This is a genomic window from Pseudomonas reidholzensis, assembly GCF_900536025.1.
Classification (GTDB): domain Bacteria; phylum Pseudomonadota; class Gammaproteobacteria; order Pseudomonadales; family Pseudomonadaceae; genus Aquipseudomonas; species Aquipseudomonas reidholzensis.
The window spans coordinates 468615-495486 of sequence record NZ_UNOZ01000002.1; the positions used below are offsets into that span (position 1 = coordinate 468615).

Annotated in this window: 20 protein-coding genes; 13 read left to right on the top strand and 7 right to left on the bottom strand. The window is 64.9% G+C overall.

Features of this window, described 5'->3' with window-relative positions:
* Window positions 1–17: 17 nt before the first annotated feature.
* Entirely contained in the window at window positions 18–965 is a 948-nt protein-coding gene (locus CCOS865_RS02285; RefSeq protein ID WP_119137510.1) for a choline ABC transporter substrate-binding protein, read from the bottom strand.
* A 442-nt stretch (window positions 966–1407) separates the two neighbouring features.
* Here CCOS865_RS02285 and CCOS865_RS02290 point away from each other — a divergent pair, with 442 nt between their 5' ends.
* From CCOS865_RS02290 to CCOS865_RS02320, 7 genes are all read left to right on the top strand, one after another.
* Window positions 1408–2784 (top strand): L-serine ammonia-lyase, encoded by a 1377-nt coding sequence (locus tag CCOS865_RS02290; RefSeq protein ID WP_119137512.1) that lies wholly within the window; start codon window positions 1408–1410, stop codon window positions 2782–2784.
* A 415-nt stretch (window positions 2785–3199) separates the two neighbouring features.
* Window positions 3200–4306, top strand: a complete 1107-nt coding sequence (gene gbdR / locus CCOS865_RS02295) for a choline metabolism transcriptional regulator GbdR (RefSeq protein WP_119137514.1) — start codon at window positions 3200–3202, stop codon at window positions 4304–4306.
* A 95-nt stretch (window positions 4307–4401) separates the two neighbouring features.
* The gene (locus CCOS865_RS02300) at window positions 4402–4902 is read left to right on the top strand and encodes a sigma-70 family RNA polymerase sigma factor (RefSeq protein ID WP_119137516.1); all 501 of its coding nucleotides are present in this window, start codon (window positions 4402–4404) and stop codon (window positions 4900–4902) included.
* A 100-nt stretch (window positions 4903–5002) separates the two neighbouring features.
* The gene (locus tag CCOS865_RS02305; protein ID WP_119137518.1) at window positions 5003–5971 is read left to right on the top strand and encodes a FecR family protein; all 969 of its coding nucleotides are present in this window, start codon (window positions 5003–5005) and stop codon (window positions 5969–5971) included.
* Window positions 5972–6137: 166 nt separating this feature from the next.
* Complete coding sequence (locus tag CCOS865_RS02310; RefSeq protein WP_244216056.1) at window positions 6138–8978, top strand: TonB-dependent receptor; 2841 nt, start codon at window positions 6138–6140, stop codon at window positions 8976–8978.
* A 29-nt stretch (window positions 8979–9007) separates the two neighbouring features.
* A complete protein-coding gene (locus tag CCOS865_RS02315; protein WP_119137522.1) occupies window positions 9008–11794 on the top strand; it encodes a M16 family metallopeptidase in 2787 nt (928 codons plus the stop codon).
* Window positions 11791–13458, top strand: a complete 1668-nt coding sequence (locus tag CCOS865_RS02320) for an ABC transporter ATP-binding protein/permease (protein WP_119137524.1) — start codon at window positions 11791–11793, stop codon at window positions 13456–13458. The genes CCOS865_RS02315 and CCOS865_RS02320 overlap by 4 nt, the downstream gene beginning before the upstream one ends.
* 136 nt (window positions 13459–13594) lie before the next feature.
* Here CCOS865_RS02320 and CCOS865_RS02325 read toward each other — a convergent pair whose 3' ends face one another.
* The 5 genes from CCOS865_RS02325 to choX form a co-directional block, all read right to left on the bottom strand.
* Window positions 13595–13852: a hypothetical protein gene (locus CCOS865_RS02325; RefSeq protein ID WP_119137526.1), complete on the bottom strand. Its 258-nt coding sequence runs from the start codon at window positions 13850–13852 to the stop codon at window positions 13595–13597.
* A gap of 624 nt (window positions 13853–14476) precedes the next feature.
* On the bottom strand, window positions 14477–14947 hold the full coding sequence (locus CCOS865_RS02330; RefSeq protein ID WP_119137528.1) for a thioesterase family protein: 471 nt from the start codon (window positions 14945–14947) through the stop codon (window positions 14477–14479).
* 10 nt (window positions 14948–14957) lie between these two features.
* On the bottom strand, window positions 14958–15923 hold the full coding sequence (locus CCOS865_RS02335) for an L-carnitine dehydrogenase (protein WP_119137530.1): 966 nt from the start codon (window positions 15921–15923) through the stop codon (window positions 14958–14960).
* Window positions 15924–15940: 17 nt separating this feature from the next.
* The gene (cdhC, locus tag CCOS865_RS02340) at window positions 15941–16825 is read right to left on the bottom strand and encodes a 3-dehydrocarnitine:acetyl-CoA trimethylamine transferase CdhC (protein WP_119137532.1); all 885 of its coding nucleotides are present in this window, start codon (window positions 16823–16825) and stop codon (window positions 15941–15943) included.
* Window positions 16826–16960: 135 nt separating this feature from the next.
* Entirely contained in the window at window positions 16961–17905 is a 945-nt protein-coding gene (gene choX / locus CCOS865_RS02345; RefSeq protein WP_119137534.1) for a choline ABC transporter substrate-binding protein, read from the bottom strand.
* Between the two features lie 146 nt (window positions 17906–18051).
* Between choX and CCOS865_RS02350 the strand changes: the two genes are divergently transcribed.
* Entirely contained in the window at window positions 18052–18999 is a 948-nt protein-coding gene (locus tag CCOS865_RS02350) for a GlxA family transcriptional regulator (protein WP_119137536.1), read from the top strand.
* A 155-nt stretch (window positions 19000–19154) separates the two neighbouring features.
* On the opposite strand, the gene CCOS865_RS02355 is transcribed toward CCOS865_RS02350, so the two are convergent.
* Window positions 19155–19556 carry a lysozyme inhibitor LprI family protein gene (locus CCOS865_RS02355; protein WP_119137538.1) on the bottom strand — a complete coding sequence of 134 codons (402 nt, stop codon included), beginning with the start codon at window positions 19554–19556 and terminating at the stop codon, window positions 19155–19157.
* Window positions 19557–19842: 286 nt separating this feature from the next.
* On the opposite strand from CCOS865_RS02355, the gene CCOS865_RS02360 reads away from it, so the two are divergent.
* From CCOS865_RS02360 to etfA, 5 genes are all read left to right on the top strand, one after another.
* On the top strand, window positions 19843–20820 hold the full coding sequence (locus CCOS865_RS02360; protein ID WP_119137540.1) for a dipeptidase: 978 nt from the start codon (window positions 19843–19845) through the stop codon (window positions 20818–20820).
* Between the two features lie 75 nt (window positions 20821–20895).
* Window positions 20896–21426: a DUF5943 domain-containing protein gene (locus CCOS865_RS02365; RefSeq protein ID WP_119137542.1), complete on the top strand. Its 531-nt coding sequence runs from the start codon at window positions 20896–20898 to the stop codon at window positions 21424–21426.
* Window positions 21427–21441: 15 nt separating this feature from the next.
* Window positions 21442–23502 carry a dimethylglycine demethylation protein DgcA gene (gene dgcA / locus CCOS865_RS02370; protein ID WP_119137544.1) on the top strand — a complete coding sequence of 687 codons (2061 nt, stop codon included), beginning with the start codon at window positions 21442–21444 and terminating at the stop codon, window positions 23500–23502.
* 177 nt (window positions 23503–23679) lie between these two features.
* On the top strand, window positions 23680–25632 hold the full coding sequence (gene dgcB, locus CCOS865_RS02375) for a dimethylglycine demethylation protein DgcB (protein ID WP_119137546.1): 1953 nt from the start codon (window positions 23680–23682) through the stop codon (window positions 25630–25632).
* Window positions 25632–26864 (top strand): electron transfer flavoprotein subunit alpha, encoded by a 1233-nt coding sequence (gene etfA / locus CCOS865_RS02380; protein ID WP_119137548.1) that lies wholly within the window; start codon window positions 25632–25634, stop codon window positions 26862–26864. Before dgcB ends, etfA begins: the two co-directional genes overlap by 1 nt.
* Window positions 26865–26872: the final 8 nt, after the last annotated feature.

The window sequence follows — 26872 nt, forward strand, 5'->3', positions numbered from 1 at the left end:
CTGCTACGTTACGTCGGTTATTGCGTCAGCTTGGCCTTGGCCGCCTCCAGCCCCGGTTTGCCATCAACGGTCGTTACCCCGGCCAGCCAGGTGTCGAGCTTGCCCGGGTTGGCCTTGAGCCATTTCTGCGCGGCCGCGTCGGGTTTCATCTTGTCGTCCAGGACGTAGCCCATCATGGTGCTTTCATCCTTGAGGTCGAACGACAGGTTCTTCAGCAGCTGACCTACGTTGCTGCACTCCTGCGCATAGCCCTTGCGGGTGTTGGTGAGCACGGTCGCCTTGCCGAAGTCGGGGCCGAAGAAGTCGTCCCCGCCGGTCAGGTACTGCATCTTGAAGCGGGTGTTCATCGGGTGCGGTTCCCAGCCGAGGAACACCAGCGCGTCGCCACGCTTCTGCGCCCGGTCGACCTGCGAGAGCATGCCCGCCTCACTCGACTGGACGATCTGGAAGCCAGCGTCCTTCAGGCCAAAGGCGTTCTTGTCGATCATGCTCTGGATGGTGCGGTTGCCGTCGTTGCCCGGCTCGATGCCGTAGATCTTGCCCTTGAGCTCGGTCTTGAACTTGGCGATGTCGGCGAAATCCTTGAGGCCCTTGTCGTACAGCGCCTGTGGCACCGCCAGGGTGTACTTGGCGTTTTCCAGGTTGGCGCGCACGGTCTCGACAGTGCCGGCGTCGCGGTACTGCTTGATGTCGTTCTCCATGGTTGGCATCCAGTTGCCGAGGAACACGTCCAGGTCCTTGCCGGCGGCCAGCGACTTGTAGGTCACCGGTACCGAGATCATGGTGGTGTGGGTCTTGTAGCCCAGGGCTTCGAGCACGACGCTGGTGGCGGCGGTGGTCACGGTGATGTCGGTCCAGCCGACGTCAGAGAACCTTACCGTCTGGCACTGTTCGGGTTCGGCGGCCTGGGCCAGCAACGGTGCAGCGAGCAACGCAACCAGCAACAGCGAGGGTGAACCTTTCATGGATGGACTCCTGTAGTTTTTTCTTCGGGTTCGCGTGGGTCGCCGGGGTTTCTCAGGGTCCGGTCGACCAGGCCTGCAGAGGGCAGGTTGCGGGGCCGTGCAATACGAGTCGCTTTTGATAATCCTCCAGCGCCGGGCAATCGCCTACTGGTAGGGTCGTAACCAGTACAGGATGGGTCGCATCCAGTACGGGCAATGTCGCAACTGGATTTTTCCTCCCCCACGACCGCGATTTTGCGTCACCCGGTCGCTGGAAAACGGCGCAAACAGGGCCGGATCAGTGCGGCGCGGTCGGACAAAAGTACGTCGGTTGCAGACGGCGAGGGCAGGGGTAAAAGCCCGATGATGCGTGCATTAGCCGCAACTCGCAGGTCTCAGACTAGCAGTTGCAGGGCCCGCCACATGGCGCGGCCAGACAAGCCCAGCAAGAGGTGATTCGACAATGGCCATCAGCGTGTTCGACCTGTTCAAGATTGGTGTCGGGCCTTCCAGCTCACACACCGTCGGCCCCATGCGCGCCGCCGCGCTGTTCGTCCAGGGCCTGCGTCAACGCGGTGAGCTGGAGCAGGTGCGGCGCATCGAAGTGCGCCTGTACGGCTCGCTGTCCGCCACCGGTATCGGCCACGGCACCGACCACGCCACCATCATGGGCCTGATGGGCGAATGGCCGGACGCCATCGACCCCAGCCAGATCGTCCCGCGGATCGCCGACCTGCGTGAAACCAACACCCTGCAACTGGATAACCGCCTGCCCATCGAGTTCGTCTGGGCGCGCGACATGCTGCTGCTCGAAGAGAACCTGCCGTACCACCCCAACGCCATGACCCTGGTGGCGCAAGGTGAGCACGGCGAGCTGCACCAGGACACCTACTACTCGGTCGGCGGCGGCTTTGTGGTCGACGCGGCGCAGGCCGCCAGCGGCGTGCTCGACGCCGACCAGACGGTGCTGCCGTACGATTTCAACAGCGCCGCCGAACTGCTGCGCCTGTGCAAGCAAAACGACCTCAGCGTGTCGCAATTGATGATGGCCAACGAGTTGGTCTGGCGCAGCGAAGAAGAGATTCGCGCCGGCCTGCTCACGCTCTGGGCGGCCATGCAGGACTGCGTCAACAACGGTCTCAAGCACGAAGGCACGCTGCCCGGCGGGCTCAATGTGCGCCGCCGTGCGGCCAAGCTGCACCGCAGCCTGCAGGAGATCGGCAAGCCCAATGTGATCGGCTCGACCATGAGCGCGATGGAGTGGGTCAACCTGTTCGCCCTCGCCGTCAACGAAGAAAACGCCGCCGGCGGGCGCATGGTCACCGCGCCCACCAATGGCGCGGCGGGGATCATCCCGGCGGTGCTGCACTACTTCATGCGCTTCTCCGACGTGGTCGACGACTCCAACGTGGTCGACTTCTTCCTGGCCGCGGCCGCGGTGGGCATTCTGTGCAAGAAGAACGCCTCGATTTCCGGCGCCGAGGTCGGTTGCCAGGGTGAAGTCGGTTCGGCCTGTGCGATGGCTGCCGCGGGCCTGGCGCAAGTGCTCGGGGCGACACCCGGGCAGCTGGAAAACGCCGCTGAGATCGCCCTCGAACACAACCTCGGGCTGACCTGCGACCCGGTCGGCGGCTTGGTCCAGGTGCCGTGCATCGAGCGCAACGCGATCGCGGCGGTAAAGGCCATCAACGCGGTGCAGATGGCCCTGCGTGGCGATGGCGAGCACTTCATCTCCCTCGACCAGGTGATCCGCACCATGCGTGATACCGGCGCCGACATGCACGACAAGTACAAGGAAACCTCGCGCGGCGGGCTGGCGGTCAGCGCGATCGAGTGCTGAACTGACGTATTCCCCAGGGGCCGCTTTGCGGCCCTTTTGGCTATTTATCCGTCGCCACGCCTTATTTTGGTGCACCGGCCATCTGCATTTTCAATGTAGCCGTGCAACAAGCCGATACTGAGGCGGTGACAGTTAAACCTGTCGTTGATGGACATGCCCCCCAACACTGCTACCTAAATGCTCACTGTTACCAAGGAAAAGCCCTGCGACGGGTCTTTGAGCGCTGCAAACGGTTGTAGGAAAAGTCCCAACCCATGGGCTTTTAGAGTCGTTTTTGGATTTTCTTGGATGCCCGTTCAATTTCAGGCATGCCAATTGCGTTGCAATTACCAAAGCCCCCGCAAGCGAACTGGGGCCATTACAAAATCAGTGCCCGCCTGAGGCACACCCTGTATTTGTGTGAGGAGAAATCGCGATGACGTCGTCCACCTCCGGGAACCCAACCCAGAACCGCACAGCACCTCAGTCCATCGGATTTCTCCTTCTGGACAACTTCACCCTGATTTCCCTGGCATCGGCCGTCGAGCCCCTGCGCATGGCCAACCAGCTCTCCGGTCGCGAGCTGTATCGCTGGCACACGTTGACCGTCGATGGCGGTCAGGTGTGGGCCAGTGACGGCCTGCAGATCACCCCGGATGCCGCGATGCACAGCGCACCACCGATCGACACGGTGATCGTCTGCGGCGGTGTCGGCATCCAGCGCACCGTGACCCGTGAGCACGTCACCTGGCTGCAGGCGCAAGCGCGTCAGTCGCGCCGCCTGGGCGCCGTGTGCACCGGTAGCTGGGCACTGGCGTGTGCCGGGCTGCTCGACGGCTTCGATTGCAGCGTGCACTGGGAGTGCCTGGCGTCGATGCAGGAAGCCTTCCCGCGGGTCAACATGAGCACCCGCCTGTTCACCCTCGACCGCAACCGCTTCACCAGCTCCGGCGGCACCGCGCCGCTGGACATGATGCTCCACCTGATCAGCCGTGATCATGGTCGCGAACTGTCGGCGGCGATCTCCGAGATGTTCGTCTACGAACGCATCCGCAACGAGCAGGACCACCAGCGCGTGCCGCTCAAGCACATGCTCGGCACCAATCAGCCGAAGCTGCAGGAGATCGTCGCGCTGATGGAGGCCAACCTCGAAGAGCCGATCGACCTCGACGAGCTCGCCGTGTATGTCGCGGTGTCGCGTCGCCAGCTCGAGCGCCTGTTCCAGAAGTACCTGCACTGCTCGCCGTCGCGCTATTACCTCAAGCTGCGGCTGATCCGTGCCCGGCAGCTGCTCAAGCAGACGCCGATGTCGATCATCGAGGTGGCGTCGGTGTGTGGCTTCGTCTCCACGCCGCACTTCTCCAAGTGCTACCGCGAGTACTTCGGCATTCCGCCGCGTGACGAGCGGGTCGGTTCCAACACCGCCCAGCAGGTGGCGATGATGCCGATCCCGCAGGCCATGGCGCTGTCGCCGCACAGCGGGCCGTTGGCGGCGCTGAGCCAGGCGCGCAACGAATCGACCTTTGCCAGCGTAAGGCTCTAGGCTTAAGGGCGTGCGAAGCACGCCTATTATGTTGATAATGATTCGCAACTACGGGTAACATCGCCGCCCCCGAGCATTTCCTGGCATACCCCCCTGTGGCGGACGACAAACTGCAGCTGTACCTGACCCATCGGGCGGCGTTGGTCGATTACGCCGCGCCGATCGTGGGCTGCCGTGCCCGCGCAGAGGATGTGGTGCAGGAAGCCTGGCTGCGCTTCAGCCGCCATGACGACGCTGCGGATATCCGCCACCCGGCCAGCTACCTGTACCGCATCGTGCGCAACCTGGCCCTCGACCAGACCCGCCGCAGCGCCACTGAAAAGGCCCAGCCCGGTGGTGACGAGCTGCTCGCCGAGCTGCCATCCAGCACGGCCTCGCCTGAACAGGCGGTGAGCCAGCAGAACGAACTGGCGGCCATCAGCCGTGCCCTCGAAGAACTGCCCGAGCGCACCCGCCTGGCGTTCGAGATGCACCGGCTCGGCGGGTTCACCCTGCAGCACGTGGCCACTCACCTGAACGTCTCGGTCAGCCTGGTCCATCAGTTGGTCCATGACGCCCTGCGCCATTGCCTGGAGCGGCTGGAGGGCGAGCCGTGAATGGATCTGTGAAAAAAACCGCTGCTGGTGCGTCCTTTGCTCAACGGGCCGACTCTGTGCGACCCTTCGCGCCCCCGAGCCCTGAGGAGACTTGCCGGAAATGATGCCAGCAGACCCCGTATCCAGCCGCCGCGACCAGGCCCTGGACTGGCTCCTGCGCGTGCAGCAAGCCCCGCACGACACCCAGCTGCGCGCCGAGCTGGCGCAGTGGTGCGCCCGTGATGTGGCCAACGCTGAAGCCTACGGCAAGGCCGAACGGATCTGGCGGCTGACCGGTCAATTGGCGCCCGCCACTGCCGAGCAATGGCCGCAGGCAATGCCGGCCACTGCCGTGGCGATGCCCGCTGGGCGCCCGACGCGCCGTCGCCGTTACTGGCTGGGCGCAGCCGTCGCGGCGTGCCTGATGATCGCTGTGGCGCCCTCACTGACTCTGCGCTTGCAGGCCGACTACCGCACGGTCCAGGGTGAGACCCGCGATGTCACATTGGCTGACGGCAGCGTGGTGCAGATGGACAGCGACACGGCCATCGCTGTCGATTACCACGGCAGCCAGCGTGATGTGCGGCTGCTCAGCGGGCAGGCGTTTTTCAAGGTCACCCCGGACAAGAGCAAGCCGTTCCATGTGCGCGCCGCCGAGGTGCGGGTGACGGTGACCGGCACCGCGTTCAACGTCGAGCTGCGCCCCGGGCGGGTGGACGTCGATGTAGAGCATGGCTCGGTGCGGGTCGATGATGCCAAGCGGGCATTGGCCAGTGCACTGACGGCGGGGCAGCGCCTGCGCTATGTCGATGGGCGGGTCCAGGTGCGCACGTTCCAGCCGTCGCAGGCGGCGGCCTGGCGCCAGGGCCAGTTGATTGCCGACGAGACCACGGTGGCGGAACTGGTCGAAGCGTTGGGACGCTATTTGCCGGGCAAGGTCGTGCTGCGTGACCAGGGCCTTGGCGAGAAGCGCGTCACGGGCGTGTATGACCTGCACAACCCGCAGGCGGCGTTGAGTGCCGTGGTCCGCCCGCACGGTGGCAAGGTCACCACATATGGGCCTTGGCTGGTTGTCTTGGGCCGTCCGTGAGATCCCTGGGGCTGCGTGGCAGCCCCGAAAATCCCCTCGTTAAAAAATATTTCAGAATTTTCTGAAAAATCCCTGAACTGCCCCGTCTTCTTCCCCGCGCGCAACAACTGAGATCGATTCGTATTCATTTTTGCTGCCCGGAGTGTGTCCGGGGCGGGGACGTGGGATGACTGAAGTATCAAGCCGTAGGCCGCGCCCAGCGCGGGATTGGTCGTTGCGCCTGAAGCAGGCCGCAGGGGGCGGTATGCTCGGGCTGTGCTGCGCGTTCGTCATGCTGCCGGCCTCTGCCGAAGAGCCGACCGTGCGCGCCGTGCTCACCCAGGTGCACGCGTTTGACATCCCGGCGCAAAAGCTCGCCATCGCCCTGATCAACTTCGGCCAGCAGAGCAACCTGCAAGTCACCGTCGACCCCGACCTGCTCGATGGCCTGCATTCCACCGCCATCAGCGGTCAGCTGAGCAGCGAAGTGGCCCTGTCGCGGCTGCTCCAGGGCACCGGCATCACCTGGGAGTATGAATACGGCGCGCTGGTCTTTCGCCTGCTGCAAAGCAGCTCCGATGGCGCGCTCGAGTTGCACAACACAGTAGTCCTCGGCGATACCGAAGAGAACAGCTACATGGGCGCGACGGTCATCGACCGCAAGGCGATCCAGGCCTTCCCCGGTGCCAACGGCGACATCACCACCCTGCTGCAGATGCACCCCAACGTGCAGTTCAGCACCGATCAGAAGAGCTCCAACACGCCCGGCGAAATCGACCCGGCCGACGTCAGCATCAACGGTGCAAAGTTTTACCAGAACAACTTCATGATCGATGGTATCTCGATCAACAACGACCTGGACCCGGGCGCCCACGGCTACAACGAAACCCGCCAGTTCGACTCGGCGCCAAGCCGTTCGCACGGTATCGCCCTGGACGCTGACCTGCTCGAGGAGATCAAGGTCTACGACAGCAACGTGCCGGTCGAGTACGGCGGCTTCAATGGCGGTGTGGTCGATGCCATCACCCGCCGTCCGAGCCACGACCTGCATGGCAAGATTTCCTACGCGATGACCCGCTCGGAGTGGACCAGCTACCACATCACCCAGGCAAACCAGGAAACCTTCGAGACTTCTTCCAACGAGAAGAACCAGCCCGAATTCACCAAGACCACCCTGCGCGGCACCCTTGAAGGGCACATCACCGACGACTTTGGTGCCTTGTTCAACTTCTCGCAGAAGCGTTCCTACCTGCCGCTGCGCACCTACGCCAATGGCTACAACAGCCCCAATAACGACAACGAGGAAGAGCAGACGCGTGCGCTGGACAACTTCCTGCTCAAGACCTACTGGACGGTCAACGATCGCCTGACCCTGGACACCTCGATCGTCTACGCCCCGCAGGAGAACACCTACTACCGCGAGGACTACCGCGACTCCGGCTACACCAACATCAACGGTGGCTGGCAGGGCTCGTTCAAGGCGATCTACGAAGGCGATAATGCCCGCTGGACCCAGCAGTTGGCGGTGAGCAACCTGTATGCCTCGCGTGATTCGGACAGCGACCAGGAGATCAAGTGGTACTGGTCCGAGACCAAGGACTGGGGCAACCCTGACGACAGCAGCGCGCGCAGTGCCGAGGGCGGTTTCGGCAGCCTGTACCAGACCCAACGCAGCATCGACTACAAGCTCAAGGCCGACTGGCAGACCTTCAACATCGCCGGTACCACGCACAGCCTGACCACCGGCTTCGAGCTCGGGTACCAGCAGGCAACCTGGGAGCGTGAGGACGAGGCGTCGTCCATCACCACCCTGAAGCGTGACAACGGCGTTTGCAGCGGCGGTGACCCGTGGTGCTCGAACGGCCTGATGCTGAACGGCATGAACCGCCAGTACGGCTCGGCGATGATGGTCTACGGTGCCGGCAAGATCGAAATGGAGCAGAAGAAGTACGCACTGTTCATCCAGGACGAGATCGGCCTCGGCAACCTCAGCCTGCGTCCCGGCCTGCGCTACGAGGGCGACGACTATATGGAGAAGAAGAGCCTGGCGCCACGCTTCTCGGGCGACTATGACTTCTTCGGTGATCGCAGCACGGTGCTGGTGTTCGGCCTTAACCGCTACTACGGCCGAAACCTGTTCAAGTACCGCCTGGCTGATGGCCGCCAGGCCTATACTTCGCGCTACACCCGCGCCACCCAGGACAGTGACTGGGCGCTCGCCAGCCAGAGCAAGAACCTCAGCAAGTTCTCGAGCATGGACATCCCCTACGACGATGAGTGGATGCTGGGGCTCAACCAACGCTGGTTCGACACCGAATTCCAGCTCAAGTACGTCAATCGCAAGGGCAAGGGCCAGATCTACCGGACCCGCCCCTACTACTACCTGGACGCCAAGGACATCCCCGAAGGCTACAGCAAGGATTACTACACCTACCTCAACGCGGGCACCAGCGAGAGCGAAAACCTCAGCCTGACCGTGACGCCCATGCAGGCGCTGCGGTTCAAGGGCACCAGCACCAGCGTGCAGCTGGCCTTGGACTGGTCGCGGAGCAAGGACGCCTACGGTTCGACCTACGAGGCGGGCCTTGATGGCGAAGAACTGTCCGACAACGACGTGGTGCTCGACGGCACGCGCATCGCCTACCACGAGCTACCGGCCAGCGACTACAACCGGCCTTGGACCGCGCGCCTGATCACCATCACTGACATTCCTCAGTGGAACCTGTCGATCAGCAACTTCCTGCGTTACCGCGGCGCCTACGACCAGGTGGTCAGGGTCACCCCGGATGCTGAAGTCGATGGCGAGGTGCTCAGCCGCTACGAGACCGTCGCCACTCCGGCGGCGCCGACCTGGGACATGAAGCTGGCCTGGGACATCCCCACCGGCAAGGACCAGGCGTTCTTCGTCAATGTCGATGTCACCAACGTCACCGACAAGGTCAACAAGATCTCCAGCCGTGAGTCGGTGAGCCTGGTCAGCTACGAAGTCGGCCGCCAGTACTGGCTGGAAGTCGGTTACCGCTTCTGATCCTCCTATAAGAAACCGTGGACAACCTGATGAAAAAGCTCATCGCGGGCCTGCTCGGCCCGCTGCTGCTCGGCGCCTGCGTGGCGCTGCCCGAAGCTGATGCACCGCTGCCCTGGGACCCCCAGGTCAGCCAAGGCACCATGGCCAACGGCCTGCAGTACCGGCTGGTGCGCGAGACCGCCCAGCCGGGCCGGCTCGACCTGCGCCTGACGGTCAATGCCGGCTCCATCGACGAAGCCGACGACCAGGTCGGCGTCGCCCACATGGTCGAACACCTGGTGTTCCACAGCCGTGCCGGCCAGGCCGACAACCTGCGCCAGCGCATGACCGCGCTGGGCTGGGTGCAGGGTCGGCACTTCAACGCCGTGACCAACTACGAACGCACCCAGTTCATGCTCAGCCCACCGGCCGGCGTACGCCAGAGCCCGCAGGCCCTGCAGGCGCTGGCCGACCTGGTGTTCGCCGGCGACTACACGGCCGCCGACCTGGAACGTGAACGGCCGATCGTCATCGAAGAGTGGCGCGGTGGCCTGGGCGTGGCCCAGCGCATGAATCAGCAGCGCACCGCCTCGCAGCGGGTCGGCTCGCGCTACCCGGAGCACCGCACCATCGGCAACGAGGCGGCCATTCGCAGTGCCAGCCTGGCCAGCCTGCAAGACTTCCAGGCGCGCTGGTACCAGGCGCCGAACATGGTCATTTCGGTGGTGGGCGATTTCGAGCCCGAGGCCATGCTGGCGCAGATCGAGCAGACCTTCGGCAAGGTGGAGGGCGGCAGCAGCCCGCTGCGTGATCACCGCGACCTGCCGCTGGATGAAAAGCTGAAGATCTTCCGCCTGCAGGACCCGCAGTCCGGCAGCAACCAGGTCGCCTTGCTGTTCCGCCTGCATGAGCCTGACAGCCGTGGCACGAGCCGCGCCGCCCTGCGCGAGCGACTGATCGACCGCATGACCCTGGCCGCCTTGCTCGACAGCCTGCGCCGCCAGCCGCTGGAGCCCGGGGTGCGCAGCCTGATCGCGCAGAAGACCCTGATCGGCAGCCAGTCGACCGTGCTCGGGATTGCCGCCGGTGTCGACGGCCAAGCCCACGACAGGGCCCTGCGCCAACTCCTCGGCGAGCTCGAACGCCTGCGTCAGCATGGCTTCAGCGACGCCGACTTTGCGCGTGAGCAGGCGCATATCCGCAGCCTGGGCGCCAAGACCCTGGCCAACACTGAGCCGCGCACCTTTGCCCAATGGGTCGAGCAGTTGAACAACGCCAGCGCGCCAGAGGGCCGCGTGGTCGAGCGCCACGCCAGCGCCAGCCGCTACCTGGAAGTCCTCGAAGGCATCGACAAGGCTGACCTCGAGCAGCGCCTGCAACGCTGGCTCGCCAGCCGCGATCAGGTCCTGCAGATCAGCGCGCCGAGTGCTTCGTTGACCCGGCTGCCGTCGGTGGCCGAGGTCGAAGCCCTGCAAGCCAGCCTGGCCCAGACCAGCCTCTCGGCACCCGCCACCGAGTCGCTGAAGGCGGTTGCGCCGCCGGCCCCTTTCAAGCCCGCTGCACCGGGGCCGGCAGGCACCGTGACCGCCCGCAAGGCTTTCCCGAAGGAGCAAGTCGAGCACTGGACGCTGAGCAACGGCGATCGCCTGGTCTGGCTGCGCCGCAACGGCCCCGACGGCACCTGGTTGCTGCAGGCCGATTCGTCCGCTGGCTACAGCGTGGCCGGCGCTGCCGACTGGCGCCTGCAGATGGCTGCCCAGCTGGCCCTGCGCAGTGGACCGCCGGGCACCGATCACCAGGCCTTGGCCGAGTGGCGCCAGCAGCAGCGCGCCACCATCAGCCTCACGCACCAGCCGCAACGCCTGCAACTCAACCTCAGCGGCACGCCCGAGCAACTGCCAGGCCTGCTGCAGAGCTACCGGATCAGCCAGCAGGCGAGCATCGACCCGTTGCTGTTCAGCGAGTCGCGCGACGATCTGCTGCAACGCGTGAGCAATCGCCCAGACGATGTGCGCAGCCGCCAGGAGACTCAACAGCGCGCGCTGAAGTACGGCGCCGATCAATGGCAGGGTCCGGAGCTGGCGGCGTTGCAGGCCCTGACCCGCGAGCAGCTGGAGGCTGACTGGCAGCGCCTGGCGGGCGCCCCGGTGACCTACTACCTGATGGCCGATGTCGAGCCTGCGCGCCTGGACACCTGGGTCCGCGAGCAACTGGCGAGCCTGCCACGGCAGGCCGCGGTGACCACCCAGCCCGCCTTGCAGCAGCCCGGCCAGCGCCGCCACGACCTGGCCATCGCGCTGGAGCCACGGGTGGTGCTCGACGCCAGCAGCTACCAGCCGCAGCCGTGGAGCCCGGAAGCCGCCATGCGCGTCGCAGCCCTGCGTGACCTGGCCAACCAGCGCCTCAAGCAGCAGCTGCGTGGCGAGGCCTCTGGCGTCTACCGTTTGAGCTTCGAGAGCGAACTCAACCAGGACACCCAGCGCATCGAGAGCCGCCTGAACTTCACCTGTGACCCTGCCCGGGTGGATGAGCTGTGGGCCATGGCGCAGCAGACCCTGGCCGGGCTCAAGGTCGACCCGCAGTGGCTGGGTGAACAACGCAAAGAGCTGTCGCGCCAGGAAGCCAAGCGTCGTGACGACCCGCAGACTCAGTTCAAGCGCCTGATCCTCAGCGAACGCCACTGGCAGGACCCGCGCTACCTCAGCACCCAGGCTCAACTACCTGAAGCGCTGACCCTGCCGGCCCTGCAACAACAGTCGCGCCAGCTGTTCCCGGCGGCCAACCAGGTGCAACTGCGCCTGCTGCCATCGGCCGCGGCCCTGGAGCAGGCGCTGTGAACACCCTGCGCAGGTTCTATCGGCTGAGCCGGCCATTCTGGCAAGACCGCCAGCAGTGGCTGGCCTGGCTGATGCTGGCGGCGGTGATCGGCCTGGGCCTGCTGATCGTGCAGATCAACGTGCTGATCAACAGCTGGAGCAAGACCTTCTACGACACGCTGGCGTCGTTCGACACCGCTGGGCTGTACGGTCTGGCCGGTGAGTACGCGCTCTATCTGGGGCTCTACGTATTGATCTACGTGGCCCTCGACTACATCCGCAAAGGCCTGGTGCTGCGCTGGCGCCAGGCGATGACCGGGCGCCTGGTCGATGCCTGGCTGGGCGACCAGGCGTTCTATCGCCTGGGCCTCAGCGGCGAGCCGGACAACCCCGATCAGCGGATCGCCCAGGATGTCGACCTGATGGTCGACCTGAGCATCGAGCTGGTCGCCTCGCTGGTGGTCAACCTGGCCCAGGTGGGCGCGTTCGTGGTGATCCTGTGGAATTTGTCTGGGGTGCAGACCTTCAGCCTGTTCGGTGAAAGCTATACCGTGCACGGCTACCTGGTGTGGATCGTGCTCGCCTACACCGTGATCGGCAGCGTCGTGACCCACCTGATCGGCAAACCGTTGCACGTGCTCAACTACGAGCGCGAGCACCGCGAAGCGGACTTTCGTGCAAGCCTGCTGCGCAAGCGCGACCACGCCGAGCAGATCGCCCTCTACCAGGGCGAGGGCGTCGAGCGGCAACAGCTGGCGCAGCGCTTTCGGGCGATTGCCGACAACTGGCGGCAGCTCATGGGCCGTGAGCGTGACCTGAGCCTGTTCACCGTCGCCTACCAGCGCTTCAGCCTGATCGTGCCGGTGTTCGCCGCGCTGCCGGCGTTCATGGCCAAGACCATCACCCTGGGTGGCCTGATGCAGATCCGCAGCGCGTTCAATGCGGTGCATGACTCGCTCAGCTGGTTCATCAAGCTGTACCACAAGCTGGTGCGCTGGAGCGCCGCGCTGGAGCGGCTCGACCAGTTCGAGCGGGCCATCGAGGCCAGCCGCCAGCAGGTGATCAAGGCGCCGCAGGGGAGTTGCCTGTGCATGCAGGGGCTGACCTTGTGCCGGCCGGATGGCAGCACCTTGCTGAGCGACCTGGAACTGCGCGTAGGGCAAGGGCAATGGCTGCGCTTGGCCGGGCGCAGTGGCCTGGGCAAGTCGACCTTGCTGCGCACCTTGCAGGGGCTGTGGCCGTACTGCCTGGGCGACTGGCAGCTGCCGCCCGGGCGCAGTTTGCTGTTGCCGCAAAAACCCTACCTGCCGCAGATGAGCTTGCGCGGGTTGCTGGCTTATCCACAGGTGCGCGAAGTTGACGACCGGCTGCTGATCGACGCGCTGGGCAAGGTCGGGCTGGCGGGGTTGAGCGGGCGTCTGCAGGATGAAGCCGAGTGGGAGCGGGTGCTCTCGGGGGGCGAGCAGCAGCGCTTGAGCCTGGCGCGGGCCTTGTTGTACCGGCCGGATACCCTGTACCTGGATGAGGCGACCAGTCAGCTGGACTTCGCGTCGGCGCGTGGCTTGCTGGTGATGCTCAGGCACGAACTGCCGGCGTGTACGGTGGTGGGGGTAACCCATCAGGCCGGGCTGGCCGAGTTGTTCGAGCGCACGCTGGAGTTGGAGAAACAGCCCGCGTTGGTTTAACCCTGAAATCGCCGGGGCTGCTGCGCAGCCCTATCGCGACACAAGGCCGCTCCCACAAGGTACGGCGTACGCTGATCTCTGTGGGAGCGGCCTTGCGTCGCGATAGGGCCGCAAAGCGGCCCCGGCAATCTTGAAGTCAGCCGCGGTTGTTGAACTGCGCCAACGCCGGCAGCAATTGCTTGTCGATCGCCTGGCGCACCGCCGGCAAAATCGTCGCACTCCCGGTATACATCTGTTCGACCATACCCTTGAGCGCACGCGCATTGGGCTCGGTCAGCCCACGCACCACCACCTCACAGGCCTGCTCGGCACTGGCTCCCGCCGGGATGTCGAACCCCCGCGCGCGCATCTGCCCCAACAGGTCGTCCTGATCAATCAAATCCGCATGCATCATGGCTGTTGTCCCTTTTATCGCTAAGAGAGTGCTGCTGTGATTTACGACTGATTCTGTGTCTACAGCGACACGCCCGCAACAACAGATTGTCGCCATGACTGCTTTGGCTAAGAACAGGTCGTTCCCGGCTAAATCCAGCCCGCGGGAAGTCAGCACACTGGGGCCATTCACCGATACGGAGGGTTTGGTCACCCTCGCTCGTGCACAGTGGATGTTGCTCGCTCTTGGCCCCGCTGGCTCACGGCTTTGCGGGGTTATTTTTTTGGGCGTGTGAAGGCCTCTGGGTGCATGCCTTGATTGTTCTGGCGCCTTTTGGATCGAGCGCCGCCCGCGCGGCGCATCGCGGGCAAGTCGGATCGCCGCACCGCCGCTCCTACATTTGTTGCAACGCACCATGGCCTATGAGAGAGGCGTTGCCAGCCTTGGTGCATATCGAAAGGTTGCAGAGAGGCCGTCGAGGTCGGCTCAGGACCGTCGTCGTACAAACAAGGCTAAAACCTCGGTCTATAAGGCCATGGTACGTTGCAACAATGTAGGAGCGGGCTTGCCCGCGATGCGCCGCGCGGGCGGCGCTCGATCTCGAGGGCGCTAAAAGAGCAACGACATGCACTTGGTGGCCCTTGCTCAACTCGGAATCTGGATCACACGACCGCTGAACTGCGCCACGGGAAGGTCTCGCTGTTGCTCGACCAACCCCGCCAACAGCGAGGCGCTCATATCGCCGAACGGTGCCGACTTAGGCCCCGCCAAATCCACATGCAGCAGCATCTGCTCACTCGCCGCCAACGCTTCATCGAACCCCGCCCGATGCAGGCTGTGATACAAGTGCAGGCGCTTGCGATCAAAGCCGATGATCTGCGTCTGCACCCACACCTGTGTGCCCAGCTTCACCTCGTGCAGGTAATTGATATGCGCTTCGAGCGTGAACAACGAGTGTCCACTCTGCCCGCGGCTGTCGGCATCCAGGCCGATCTGCTCCATCAGCGCATCGGTGGCGTAGCTGAAGATCAGCAGGTAATAGGCGTCGCGCAGGTGCCCGTTGTAGTCGACCCAGTCCTGCTGGACTGGGGTGCGGTAAGTGATCAATGCCGGCATCGCACTCTCCTCAATCGCTGAAGGCCATGCCGTGCTTGGCCTTGGTGGCTTTTACCGCGTCCAGCACGGCCAGCAGGCAATCATCACGGTAGCGCTCCAGCGCGGCGATGCTGCGTTGGCCTTGTTGCTCGGCGGTGCCCTCGACCACATCATCGATCAGTTTGTCGGTCAGCTGCGGCGCAGGCAGGTACGTCCAAGGCAGCTGCAGGGCGGGGCCGAACTGGGCCATGAAGTGGCGCATGCCAGCATCGCCACCGGCCAGCGTGTAGGTGAGGAAGGTGCCCATGAACGACCAGCGCAGGCCGGCGCCAAAGCGGATCGCATCGTCGATCTCGCCGGTGGTCGCCACGCCATCGTTGACCAGGTGCAGCGCCTCGCGCCAGAGCGCTTCGAGCAGGCGATCGGCGATAAAGCCAGGGACTTCCTTGCGCACATGCAAGGGGCGCATGCCGAGCGCGGTATAGATGGTTTTTGCGGCCTCGATCGCCTCGGGCGCGGTGTTGCGACCGCCGACGATTTCCACCAGCGGCAACAGGTAGACCGGGTTGAACGGGTGGCCGACCACGCAGCGTTCGGGGTGCGTCGACGACTCGTAGAACTCGCTCGGCAACAGCCCCGAGGTACTCGAGCCGATGATCGCCTCGGGCTTCGCCGCGGCGCTGATGCGGGCATGCAGGTCAAGCTTCAGCTCGAGCCGCTCGGGCGCGCTTTCCTGGATGAAATCGGCGTCGCGCACGCAGGCTTCGACCGTGTCGACGAAGCGCAGTCGGCTCTGCGCCGCGCCGGGCGCCAGGCCTTGTTGCTCGAGCGCCGGCCAGGCATTGGCGATGCGCTGGCGCAGCGCGGCTTCGGCGCCGGGGGCCGGGTCCCAGGCGATCACGTCCAGGCCGTGGGCGAGGGCGCGGGCGACCCAGCCGCTGCCGATGACGCCACTGCCAAGCGCGGCGAAGGTCTTGATCTCGGTGATGAAGGGCATGTCGATCTCCTGAAGGTTCAGCGGCGCTTGAGGTTCATTTTTGCCCGGCCCTCGGCCGGGGTCAGTACGCGGGCTCCGAGGCGGGTGACGATCTCCACCGCGCGCTCGACCAGTTGGCCGTTGCTGGCCAGCACGCCTTTGTCCAGGTACAGGTTGTCTTCCAGGCCGACCCGCACGTTGCCGCCGAGCAGCACCGCCTGGGCGGCCATCGGCATCTGCATGCGGCCGATGCCGAAGCCGGCCCAGGTGGCGGTGGGTGGCAAGTTGTCGACCATGGCTTTCATGGTGCCGGTGTCGGCCGGGGCGCCCCATGGGATGCCCAGGCACAGTTGGAACAGCGGGTCGTCGAGCAGGCCTTCCTTGATCATCTGCTTGGCGAACCAGAGGTGGCCGGTGTCGAAGATCTCCAGCTCGGCTTTGACCCCCAGCTCGGTGATGCGCTTAGCGCCGGCGCGCAGTTGTGCGGGAGTAGAGACGTAGATGGCGTTGCCGTCGCCGAAGTTGAGCGTGCCGCAGTCCAGGGTGCAGATTTCCGGGAGCAGCGCCTCGACGTGGGCCAGGCGCTCCAGCGGGCCGATCAGGTCGGTGCCGGGGCCGAACTCCATGGGCGTTTCACCGGGGCCGATCTCGAGGTCGCCGCCCATCCCGGCAGTGAGGTTGACGATGATGTCGACGTCGGCTTCGCGGATGCGCTCCATGACTTCGCGGTAGAGGCTGACGTCGCGGCTGAAGCGGCCGGTTTGTGGGTCGCGGACGTGGCAGTGGACCACGGTGGCGCCGGCCTTGGCGGCTTCGACGGCGGCGGCGGCGATCTGTTGTGGGGTGACGGGGACCAGGTGGCTCTTGGCGACCGTGTCGCCGGCGCCGGTGAGGGCGCAGGTGATGATGACGTCGTGGTTCATGGCACGAATCCTTGGCGGTGTGTCTGGGAGGTCGGTGGTGTTCTTTTCGCGGGTAAACCCGCTCCCACAGGATTTCCACTGAACCAGGGTGCGCACGAACCCTGTGGGAGCGGGTTTACCCGCGAAAGCGATCTGTCAGTTGGCAGTGAGCTTGAGGTTGTCAGCGGCAGGCTTGCCGTCGAAGGTGGTGACGCCTTCGAGCCAGCGGGCCTTGTCTTCGGGATGGTCCTTGAGCCACTGGCGGGCCGACTCCAGCGCGTCCTTGTGGTCGAGCAGCGGCTGCATCATGCGGCTCTCGTCCTCGGCGCTGAAGCTCAGGTTGGCCAGCAGGCGGCTGGCGTTGGGGCAGCGCTCGGCATAGTCTGGCGCGGTCACCGTCCACACCGTGGCGCGGCCTTCGTCCGGGCCGAGGGCACCTTCGCTCTCGCCCAGGTACGCCATGTCGACATTGACGTTCATCGGGTGCGGCGCCCAGCCGAAGAACACCACCGCCTCCTTGCGCCGCACCGCACGGTCGACCGCGGCGAGCATGCCGGCTTCGCTCGACTCGACCAGCTGGAATTTGCCCAGGCCAAACTGGTTCTTGGCGATCATTGCCTTGATCTGGGTGTTGGCGCCCGAGCCTGGCTCGATGCCGTAGATCTTGCCGCCCAGCTCTTTCTCGAACTTGTGGATATCGGCAAAGGTTTTCAGGCCTTTGTCGGCGAGGTATTTGGGCACCGCCAAGGTCGCCCGCGCATCGCTCAGGCTGGGCTCGGCGAGCACCTTGACCTGCTTGGCGTCGATGAACGGGGTGATGGTCTGGTTCATGATCGGGTTCCAGTAGCCCAGGAACATGTCCAGGCGCTGGTCGCGGATGCCGGCGAAGATGATCTGCTGCGAGGCGCTGGTCTGTTTGGTCTGGTAGCCCAGGCCGTCGAGCAGCACCTGGGCCATGGCGCTGGTGGCGATGACGTCGGTCCAGTTGACCACGCCCAGGCGCACGTTCTTGCAGGCGGCGGGCTCGGCGGCGAATGCCGGGGCTGCCAGGGTGGTGCTCAAAGCAAGGGATAACAGGCTGCGGCGGATCAAGCGGTGCATGGTGGCTCTCCATCGGCAGTGCATCTTGTTATGGTTGGCGGCCTCTGCGGACCGTGTGCTTAAACTACGCCGCTGGCCGGGTGGAAAATCGCACGCTGGCGACCAACACTTGCACCCAAGCGACCACCTCTCCTGTGGAGCATTCGATGGCGGACACCATTCACTTCCTGCTGTTGCCGGGGTTCTCGGCGATGGGCTTTATCAGTGCCCTGGAGCCGCTGCGGGTGGCCAACCGTTTTCGCGGTCAGCTGTACCGCTGGCGGGTGCTGAGCCTGGACGGGGGCGCGGTGCAGGCGAGCAATGGCATGTCGGTGAACGCCGACGGTGCGCTGGCGCTCGAGGCCGCGGGTCGGATGTTGCTGGTGGTCGCAGGCTTCGAGCCGCTGGCGCATTTCGGCCCGCTACTGCAACAGGCGTTGCGGCGGTTCGACCATGAGGGGGTGATCCTCGGCGGCATCGATACCGGCGCTATGTTGCTGGCCGAGGCCGGCTTGCTCGATGGGCACCGGGCGACCTTGCACTGGGAGGCGCTCGAGGCGTTCAAGGAGCGTTATCCCAGGTTGCAGGCGACCCAGGAGCTGTTCGAGATCGACCGCCGGCGGATTACCTGCGCGGGCGGGACTGCATCAATCGACCTGATGCTCGACCTGATCGCCCAGGCCCATGGCAGCGAGTTGGCGGTGCAGGTGTCGGAGCAGTTTGTGCTGGGCAGGATCCGCCCGCGGCAGGATCACCAGCGCATGCAGATCGCCTCGCGCTATGGCATCAGCAACAAGAAGCTGGTGAAGGTGATCGGCGAGATGGAGCGCAACACCGAGCAGCCGCTGAACACCCAGGTGCTGGCGGATGCCGTGCAGGTGACCCGGCGCCAGCTGGAGCGGTTGTTCCGCCTGCACCTGGCGGACACGCCGAGTGGGTTCTACCTGAGGCTGAGGGTAGACAAGGCGCGGCAGTTGTTGCGCCAGACCGACATGAGTGTGCTGGAGGTGAGCATTGCCTGCGGGTTCGAGTCGGCGTCGTATTTCACCCGTTGTTACCGGGCGCGGTTCGCCTGCTGCCCGCGCAAGGATCGGCAGGCCAGCGGGGTGTCATGAAAAGGGGTGTCGGCTGTGCTGATTTTGGGGCTGCTGCGCAGCCCTTTCGCGACACAAGGCCGCTCCCACAGAGTCGGCGCCTGGCTCGTGGCGAGCGCGGTCCCTGTGGGAGCGGCCTTGTGTCGCGAATGGGTCGCGTAGCGGCCCCGGCAGTCTTACTGCTGGCCGATAGACTGCAGGTACTCCGAGCGATCATCGCTGCGCTGCGCCACACAGGTGTTCCACGCCGCTTCAAAGGCCTTGCTGCCGGGCTTCTCGGCCAAGGTCTCGACCTTGCAGTCGGCATCCCGCACTTGCGTCCACAGCGTCTCGGCGGCTTGCAAACGCCCGCTCAGCGCCTCGACCTTGTCGCCTTCGTCCGGGTACTGGTCGCGAATCCGCTGGATCAGGTCATCGAACGCCGCTTTCAGCTCACGTTCGGCGGTCTGCTTGTTATACAGCGCACACGCATACCCTTGCTGGTCGCTGTCGACGTTATCGCACGGGGTGCTGTCTTCCTCGCCGGCGTGGGCGCCCAGCGCGACGGCCAGCAACACCAGGCATGCCATTGATTTCATCGGTGTTCTCCTCGACCGGCTGACTAATCCGGCTGATTCTCGCTCAGCCCAGCCGCCGACGATAGCTCCCTGACGAAATGTTCATGTACGACCCTTCCGACAGGCTTATCGAGAGTCGCTCTCAACACCACAGGCCGCGGTTCAGGGCACTTGTCGTGGATTGACGCTTTCGGCAAACCCCCTGTCGTTTTTGCATCCGGCTCCCCGGTCGCGCAGGCATATGCTGGCCCCAAAGCGCCGGCACAATGTTCGGCGCAACCCAACTCGATAAAAAGGGGACAGCCTGATGAGCCCAGCCGAATTACACGCCGACAGCATCGTCATCGATGGCCTGATCATCGCCAAGTGGAACCGCGAGCTGTTCGAAGACATGCGCAAAGGCGGGCTCACCGCGGCCAACTGCACGGTGTCGGTGTGGGAAGGGTTCAAGGCCACGGTCGACCAGATCGCCGCCAGCCAGAAGCTGATCCGCGACAACAGCGACCTGGTGATGCCGGTGCGCACCACCGCCGACATCCGCAAGGCCAAGGAGTTGGGCAAGACAGGCATCCTCTTCGGCTTCCAGAACGCCCACGCCTTCGAAGACCAGATCGCCTACGTCGACGTGTTCAAGCAGCTCGGCGTCGGCATCGTGCAGATGTGCTACAACACCCAGAACCTGGTCGGCACCGGCTGCTACGAGCGTGATGGCGGCCTGTCGGGCTTCGGCCGCGAGATCGTCGCCGAGATGAACCGCGTCGGCATCATGTGCGACCTGTCCCACGTCGGCTCGAAAACCTCCGAAGAAGTCATCCTCGAATCGAAAAAGCCGGTCTGCTACTCGCATTGCCTGCCGTCCGGCCTGAAAGAACACCCACGCAACAAGTCCGACGCGGAGCTGAAGTTCATCGCCGACCACGGCGGTTTCGTCGGCGTGACCATGTTCGCGCCGTTCCTGGCCAAGGGCATCGACTCGACCATCGACGACTACGCCGAAGCCATCGAGTACACCATGAACATCGTCGGTGAAGACGCCATCGGTATCGGTACCGACTTCACCCAGGGTCACGGCCAGGACTTCTTCGAATACCTGACCCACGACAAGGGCTACGCCCGCCGCCTGACCAGCTTCGGCAAGATCATCAACCCGCTGGGTATCCGTACCGTCGGCGAGTTCCCCAACCTCACCGAAACCTTGCTCAAGCGCGGCCACAGCGAACGCGTGGTGCGCAAGATCATGGGCGAGAACTGGGTCAATGTCCTCAAGGATGTGTGGGGCGAGTAAGCCGCACTCCAAGCCTGTCCGCCCGGGCCAGACGCCCGGGCCATCACACCCAAAAAATTCTGGAGTTAAGTTTCCATGGCCAAGACCGCCCCGCAATTGCCTATCGAAGTCGACAGCGAGACCGGTGTCTGGACCTCCGACGCCCTGCCGATGCTGTATGTACCGCGGCATTTCTTCGTCAACAACCACATCGGCATCGAGGAAGTGCTGGGCGCCGACGCCTATGCCGAGATCCTCTACAAGGCCGGCTACAAGTCCGCCTGGCACTGGTGTGAAAAAGAAGCCGAGTGCCATGGCCTGGAAGGCGTAGCGGTGTTCGAGCACTACATGAAGCGTCTGTCCCAGCGCGGTTGGGGCCTGTTCGAGATCGAGGCCATCGACCTCGATAAAGGCACCTGCAGCGTCAAGCTCAAGCACTCGGCCTTCGTCTACGTGTACGGCAAGGTCGGGCGCAAGGTCGACTACATGTTCACTGGCTGGTTCGCCGGCGCAATGGACCAGATTCTCGCTGCCCGCGGCAGCAAGATCCGCACCGTGGCCGAGCAGGTCTATGGCGGGTCGGAAGAAGGCCACGAAGATGGCCTGTTCGTTACAAAGCCGTTGTAAGCCGGAGATAGCGTCATGGCCTTCGAAGCAATGTTCCAGCCGATCCAGATCGGCAAACTGACCATCCGCAACCGTGTGCTCAGCACTGCGCACGCCGAGGTGTATGCCACCGACGGCGGCATGACCACCGACCGCTACGTCAAGTACTACGAAGAGAAGGCCAAGGGCGGCATCGGCCTGGCCATCTGCGGCGGTTCGTCGGTGGTCGCCATCGACAGCCCGCAGGAATGGTGGGCTTCGGTCAACCTGTCGACCGACCGGATCATCCCGCACTTCCAGAACCTCGCCGACGCCATGCACAAGCATGGCGCCAAGATCATGATCCAGATTACCCACATGGGCCGTCGCTCGCGCTGGGACGGCTTCAACTGGCCGACCCTGATGTCGCCGTCGGGCATCCGCGAACCGGTGCACCGCGCCACCTGCAAGACCATCGAGGTGGAAGAGATCTGGCGCGTGATCGGCAACTACGCGCAGGCTGCGCGGCGTGCCAAGGAAGGTGGCCTGGACGGCGTCGAGCTGTCGGCGGTGCACCAGCACATGATCGACCAGTTCTGGAGCCCGCGGGTCAACAAGCGTACCGACGAATGGGGCGGCAGTTTCGAAGGCCGCATGAAGTTCGGCATGGAAGTGCTCAAGGCGGTGCGCGCCGAAGTCGGCGACGACTTCTGCGTGGGCATGCGTATCTGTGGTGACGAGTTCCACCCCGATGGCCTCAGCCACGAAGACATGAAGCAGATCGCCGCGTACTACGACGCCACCGGCATGCTCGACTTCTTCGGCGTGGTCGGCTCGGGATGCGACACCCACAACACCCTGGCCAACGTCATCCCCAACATGAGCTACCCGCCGGAGCCGTTCCTGCACCTGGCGGCCGGCATCAAGGAAGTGGTCAAGGTCCCGGTGCTGCACGCGCAGAACATCAAGGACCCGAACCAGGCCCAGCGCATCCTCGAGGGCGGCTATGTCGACATGGTCGGCATGACCCGTGCGCACATGGCCGACCCGCACCTGATCGCCAAGATCAAGATGGGCCAGATCGACCAGATCAAGCAGTGCGTCGGTGCCAACTACTGCATCGACCGCCAGTACCAGGGCCTGGACGTGCTGTGCATCCAGAACGCCGCGACCTCCCGTGAATACCTGGGCGTGCCGCACATCATCGAGAAGACCACCGGCGTCAAACGCAAGGTGGTGGTGGTTGGCGCCGGCCCTGCCGGTATGGAAGCCGCCCGTGTGGCCGCCGAACGTGGCCACGACGTGACCCTGTTCGAGAAGAAAGACCAGATCGGCGGGCAGATCACCATTGCCGCCAAGGCGCCGCAGCGTGATCAGATCGCCGGCATCACCCGCTGGTACCAGCTGGAACTGGCGCGCCTGAAAGTCGACCTGCGCCTGGGCACCGCGGCCAGTGTGGACGCCATCCAGGACCTGCGCCCGGACGTCATCGTGCTGGCGGTGGGCGGTCATCCGTTCGTCGAGCAGAACGAGCACTGGGGCGCCGCCGAAGGGCTGGTGGTGAGCAGCTGGGACGTGCTCGACGGCAAGGTCGCGCCGGGCAAGAACGTACTGGTGTACGACACCATCTGCGAATTCACCGGCATGTCCACTGCCGACTTCATTGCCGACAAGGGCAGCCAGGTCGAGATCGTCACCGACGACATCAAGCCGGGCGTGGCAATGGGCGGCACGACCTTCCCGACCTACTACCGCAGCATGTACCCCAAAGAAGTGATCATGACCGGCGACATGATGCTGGAAAAGGTCTACCGCGAAGGCGACAAGCTGGTGGCGGTGCTGGAGAACGAATACACCGGCGCGAAAGAGGAGCGGGTGGTCGACCAGGTGGTGGTGGAGAACGGCGTGCGGCCTGACGAGGCGCTGTACTACGCGCTCAAGGACGGTTCACGGAACAAGGGCCAGATCGACGTCGAGGCGCTGTTCGCGATCAAGCCGCAGCCGATCCTCAGCCAGCCGGGCGAAGGTTACCTGCTGTACCGCATCGGCGACTGCGTGGCCCAGCGCAACGTGCATGCGGCGATCTACGACGCCCTGCGCCTGTGCAAGGACTTCTGATCGTTAACAGTCGTCGCCACTGAGCGCGGACCCTGTGGGAGCGGGTTTACCCGCGAAAGCGTCAGCACAAGCAACATGGGTGTCTGATCTGACGCATTCGCGGGTAAACCCGCTCCCACATGGGGCCAATCCAGGCGCTAGGACGACGCAAGAATCCAGCTGTTGTGGGAGCCTCCCATGTTGAACACCCTTTTACCCATCCTGCTGTTCACCGCCCTGGCCCTGGCAGTGCTCGGCGCCGTGCGCCGGGTGCGCATGTGGCGCCGTGGCCGGGCGTCCAAGGTCGACCTGATCGGCGGGCTGCTGGCCATGCCGCGACGCTACCTGGTCGACTTGCACCACGTGGTCGAGCGCGACAAGTACATGTCCAGGACCCACGTGGCGACCGCAGGCGGCTTCGTTCTGTCGGCGGCGCTGGCGATCCTGGTGCACGGCTTCGGCCTGCACAGCCAGATCCTCGGCTATGCGCTGCTGGTCGCCACGGTGATCATGTTCAGCGGTGCGCTGTTCGTCTTCAAGCGCCGCCTCAACCCCCCCGCGCGCCTGTCCAAAGGCCCGTGGATGCGCCTGCCGAAAAGCCTGCTGATGTTCGCCGCGAGCTTCTTCATCGCCACCTTGCCGGTGGCCGGCATCCTGCCGGCCAACACCGGCGGCTGGGTGATGGTCGCCGTGCTCGGCCTCGGCGTGCTGTGGGGCGTGTCCGAGCTGTTCTTCGGCATGACCTGGGGCGGGCCGATGAAGCATGCCTTCGCCGGTGCCCTGCACCTGGCCTGGCACCGCCGCGCCGAGCGCTTCGGCGGCGGCCGCTCGACCGGCCTCAAGCCGCTCGACCTGGAAGACCCGAACGCGCCGCTGGGCGTGGCCAAACCGGTCGACTTCACCTGGAACCAGCTGCTCGGCTTCGACGCCTGCGTGCAGTGCGGCAAATGTGAAGCGATGTGCCCGGCGTTTGCCGCCGGCCAGCCGCTGAACCCGAAAAAACTCATCCAGGACATGGTCATCGGCCTGGCCGGTGGTACCGACGCCCAGTTCGCCGGCAGCCCGTATCCGGGCAAGCCGATCGGCGAGCATGGCGGCCATCCGCACCAGCCGATCGTCAATGGCCTGGTCGACGCCGACACCCTCTGGTCGTGCACCACCTGCCGCGCCTGCGTCGAGGAGTGCCCGATGATGATCGAGCACGTCGATGCGATCGTCGACATGCGCCGCCACCTCACCCTGGAAAAAGGCGCGACGCCGAACAAAGGCGCCGAGGTGCTGGACAACCTGATCGCCACCGACAACCCCGGCGGCTTCAACCCGGGCGGGCGGATGAACTGGGCGGCCGACCTGAACATGCAGTTGCTGGAAGACGTGAAGAGCACCGAGGTGCTGTTCTGGGTCGGTGATGGCGCCTTCGACATGCGCAACCAGCGCACCCTGCGCGCCTTCGTCAAAGTGCTCAAGGCCTCCGGCGTGGACTTTGCCGTGCTCGGCCTGGAAGAGCGCGACAGCGGCGACGTGGCCCGTCGCCTGGGCGACGAAGCGACCTTCCAGGTGCTGGCCAAGCGCAATATCCAGACCCTGGCCAAGTACCGCTTCCAGCGCATCGTCACCTGTGACCCGCACAGCTTCCATGTGCTGAAGAACGAATACGGCGCGCTCGGCGGCCACTATGAAGTGCAGCACCACAGCACTTACATGGCCGAACTGATCGCCGCTAAAAAACTCAACCTCGGCCAGCACAAGGGCGGCAGCGTGACCTATCACGACCCGTGCTACCTGGGCCGCTACAACGGCGAGTACGAAGCGCCGCGTGAAGTCCTCCGTGCGTTGGGCATCGAGGTCAAAGAGATGCAACGCTCGGGCTTCCGTTCGCGCTGCTGCGGCGGTGGCGGCGGTGCGCCGATCACCGACATCCCCGGCAAGCAACGGATCCCCGACATGCGCATGGACGACATCCGCGAAACCGAGGCCGAGCTGGTCGCCGTGGGTTGCCCGCAGTGCACGGCGATGCTCGAAGGGGTGGTCGAACCGCGTCCACAGATCAAGGACCTGGCCGAGCTGGTCGCCGATGTGCTGATCGAAGAGGACGCCGCGGCCGCCGCAAAGCCGCCAGTGGTCAAACGTGAACCTGCGGAGGTGCACTGATGAGCGACATCATCCGCCGCGACCCACGCGCCGAGTGGATCGCCCGTAACCGTCTGCACCCGCTGCATGTAGCGATGCAGACGCAACAGACGAATTGGATGGGCCCTAACGGCTTGATCCGCAAGAACCCGCACGCGATTGCCGCGGGCTTCATCGGCCCGAGCGGTCTCAAGCGCATCGACCGCAGCGGCGCCCAGCAGGGCACCGCTGTCGGTGGCCGGCGCAGTGCCGCCGCCGAAGTGCAGCTGCCGCTGCATCAGGTGCCTGAACCGGCGTTCTACATTGCCGTGGTACCGGACATGGTCGGTGGCCGCCTGGGCAGCCATGACCGCGACCTGCTCGGCCTGGCCCACAGCCTGGCCGGCAGCGACGGTGCGGTGCTGGCGATCGTCTTTGGTGAGCACAAGGAAAGCAAGTTTTCCACAGCCGGCGTCGACCGCCTGCTGGTCATCGATGGCGAGCAGTACCAGGGTTACGCGCCGGAGCAACTGGTGCAGGGCCTGCGCGCTGTGGATAACCAGTTCAGCCCACGTCACTGGCTGTTGCCCGACAGCCGCACCGGCGGCGGCGAACTCGGCCGGCGGCTCGGCGCAGCACTGGGCGAGCGCCCGGCGACGCGCGTCTGGCAGGTCAAGGACGGCGTTTGTATAGGCCGCGCCGGTGCCGGTCAGCAAGACCTGCAGCGCGGCATGGCGCGGCTGATCCTGGCCGCCGCGGAATGTGCCGAGCCGGTCAGCGACACCCGCCACGAGGTCCTGCCGGTGGAGTTATCCACAAGCGTCGCGCGCAGCCTGTCGCGTATCGAAGACCTTGGCCCGGTGGCGGTGGACCCGGCGGCGATTGCCATGGCCGAGTCCGAGTTCATCATCTCGGGCGGCAACGGCGTCAAGGACTGGGAGCTTTTCCACAGGGCCACGGCCGCGCTGGGCGCCACCGAGGGTGCCTCGCGGGTGGCGGTGGACGACGGCTTCATGCCGCGCACCCGCCAGGTTGGCGCCACCGGTACGTGGGTCACGGCACGGGTCTATGTGGCGGTGGGTATCTCCGGGGCGATCCAGCACCTGCAGGGCATCGGTGCCTGCGACAAGGTGGTGGCGGTGAACATGGACCCTGGCTGCGACATGATCAAACGGGCCGACCTGTCGGTGATTGGCGACAGCGCGGCCATCCTTGAGGCGCTGATCGAGGCGGTGCACAACTACCGCAGCGGCGCCCAGCGCGACGCGGCATAAGGACACGA

Bases quoted from the DNA above. Each gene is read 5' to 3' on its own strand.
- CCOS865_RS02285 (WP_119137510.1), bottom strand. From the start codon at position 965: ATGAAAGGTTCACCCTCGCTGTTGCTGGTTGCGTTGCTCGCTGCACCG.
- CCOS865_RS02290 (WP_119137512.1), top strand. From the start codon at position 1,408: ATGGCCATCAGCGTGTTCGACCTGTTCAAGATTGGTGTCGGGCCTTCC.
- gbdR (WP_119137514.1), top strand. From the start codon at position 3,200: ATGACGTCGTCCACCTCCGGGAACCCAACCCAGAACCGCACAGCACCT.
- CCOS865_RS02305 (WP_119137518.1), top strand. From the start codon at position 5,003: ATGATGCCAGCAGACCCCGTATCCAGCCGCCGCGACCAGGCCCTGGAC.
- CCOS865_RS02310 (WP_244216056.1), top strand. From the start codon at position 6,138: ATGACTGAAGTATCAAGCCGTAGGCCGCGCCCAGCGCGGGATTGGTCG.
- CCOS865_RS02315 (WP_119137522.1), top strand. From the start codon at position 9,008: ATGAAAAAGCTCATCGCGGGCCTGCTCGGCCCGCTGCTGCTCGGCGCC.
- CCOS865_RS02325 (WP_119137526.1), bottom strand. From the start codon at position 13,852: ATGATGCATGCGGATTTGATTGATCAGGACGACCTGTTGGGGCAGATG.
- CCOS865_RS02330 (WP_119137528.1), bottom strand. From the start codon at position 14,947: ATGCCGGCATTGATCACTTACCGCACCCCAGTCCAGCAGGACTGGGTC.
- CCOS865_RS02335 (WP_119137530.1), bottom strand. From the start codon at position 15,923: ATGCCCTTCATCACCGAGATCAAGACCTTCGCCGCGCTTGGCAGTGGC.
- cdhC (WP_119137532.1), bottom strand. From the start codon at position 16,825: ATGAACCACGACGTCATCATCACCTGCGCCCTCACCGGCGCCGGCGAC.
- choX (WP_119137534.1), bottom strand. From the start codon at position 17,905: ATGCACCGCTTGATCCGCCGCAGCCTGTTATCCCTTGCTTTGAGCACC.
- CCOS865_RS02350 (WP_119137536.1), top strand. From the start codon at position 18,052: ATGGCGGACACCATTCACTTCCTGCTGTTGCCGGGGTTCTCGGCGATG.
- CCOS865_RS02355 (WP_119137538.1), bottom strand. From the start codon at position 19,556: ATGAAATCAATGGCATGCCTGGTGTTGCTGGCCGTCGCGCTGGGCGCC.
- CCOS865_RS02360 (WP_119137540.1), top strand. From the start codon at position 19,843: ATGAGCCCAGCCGAATTACACGCCGACAGCATCGTCATCGATGGCCTG.
- CCOS865_RS02365 (WP_119137542.1), top strand. From the start codon at position 20,896: ATGGCCAAGACCGCCCCGCAATTGCCTATCGAAGTCGACAGCGAGACC.
- dgcA (WP_119137544.1), top strand. From the start codon at position 21,442: ATGGCCTTCGAAGCAATGTTCCAGCCGATCCAGATCGGCAAACTGACC.
- dgcB (WP_119137546.1), top strand. From the start codon at position 23,680: ATGTTGAACACCCTTTTACCCATCCTGCTGTTCACCGCCCTGGCCCTG.
- etfA (WP_119137548.1), top strand. From the start codon at position 25,632: ATGAGCGACATCATCCGCCGCGACCCACGCGCCGAGTGGATCGCCCGT.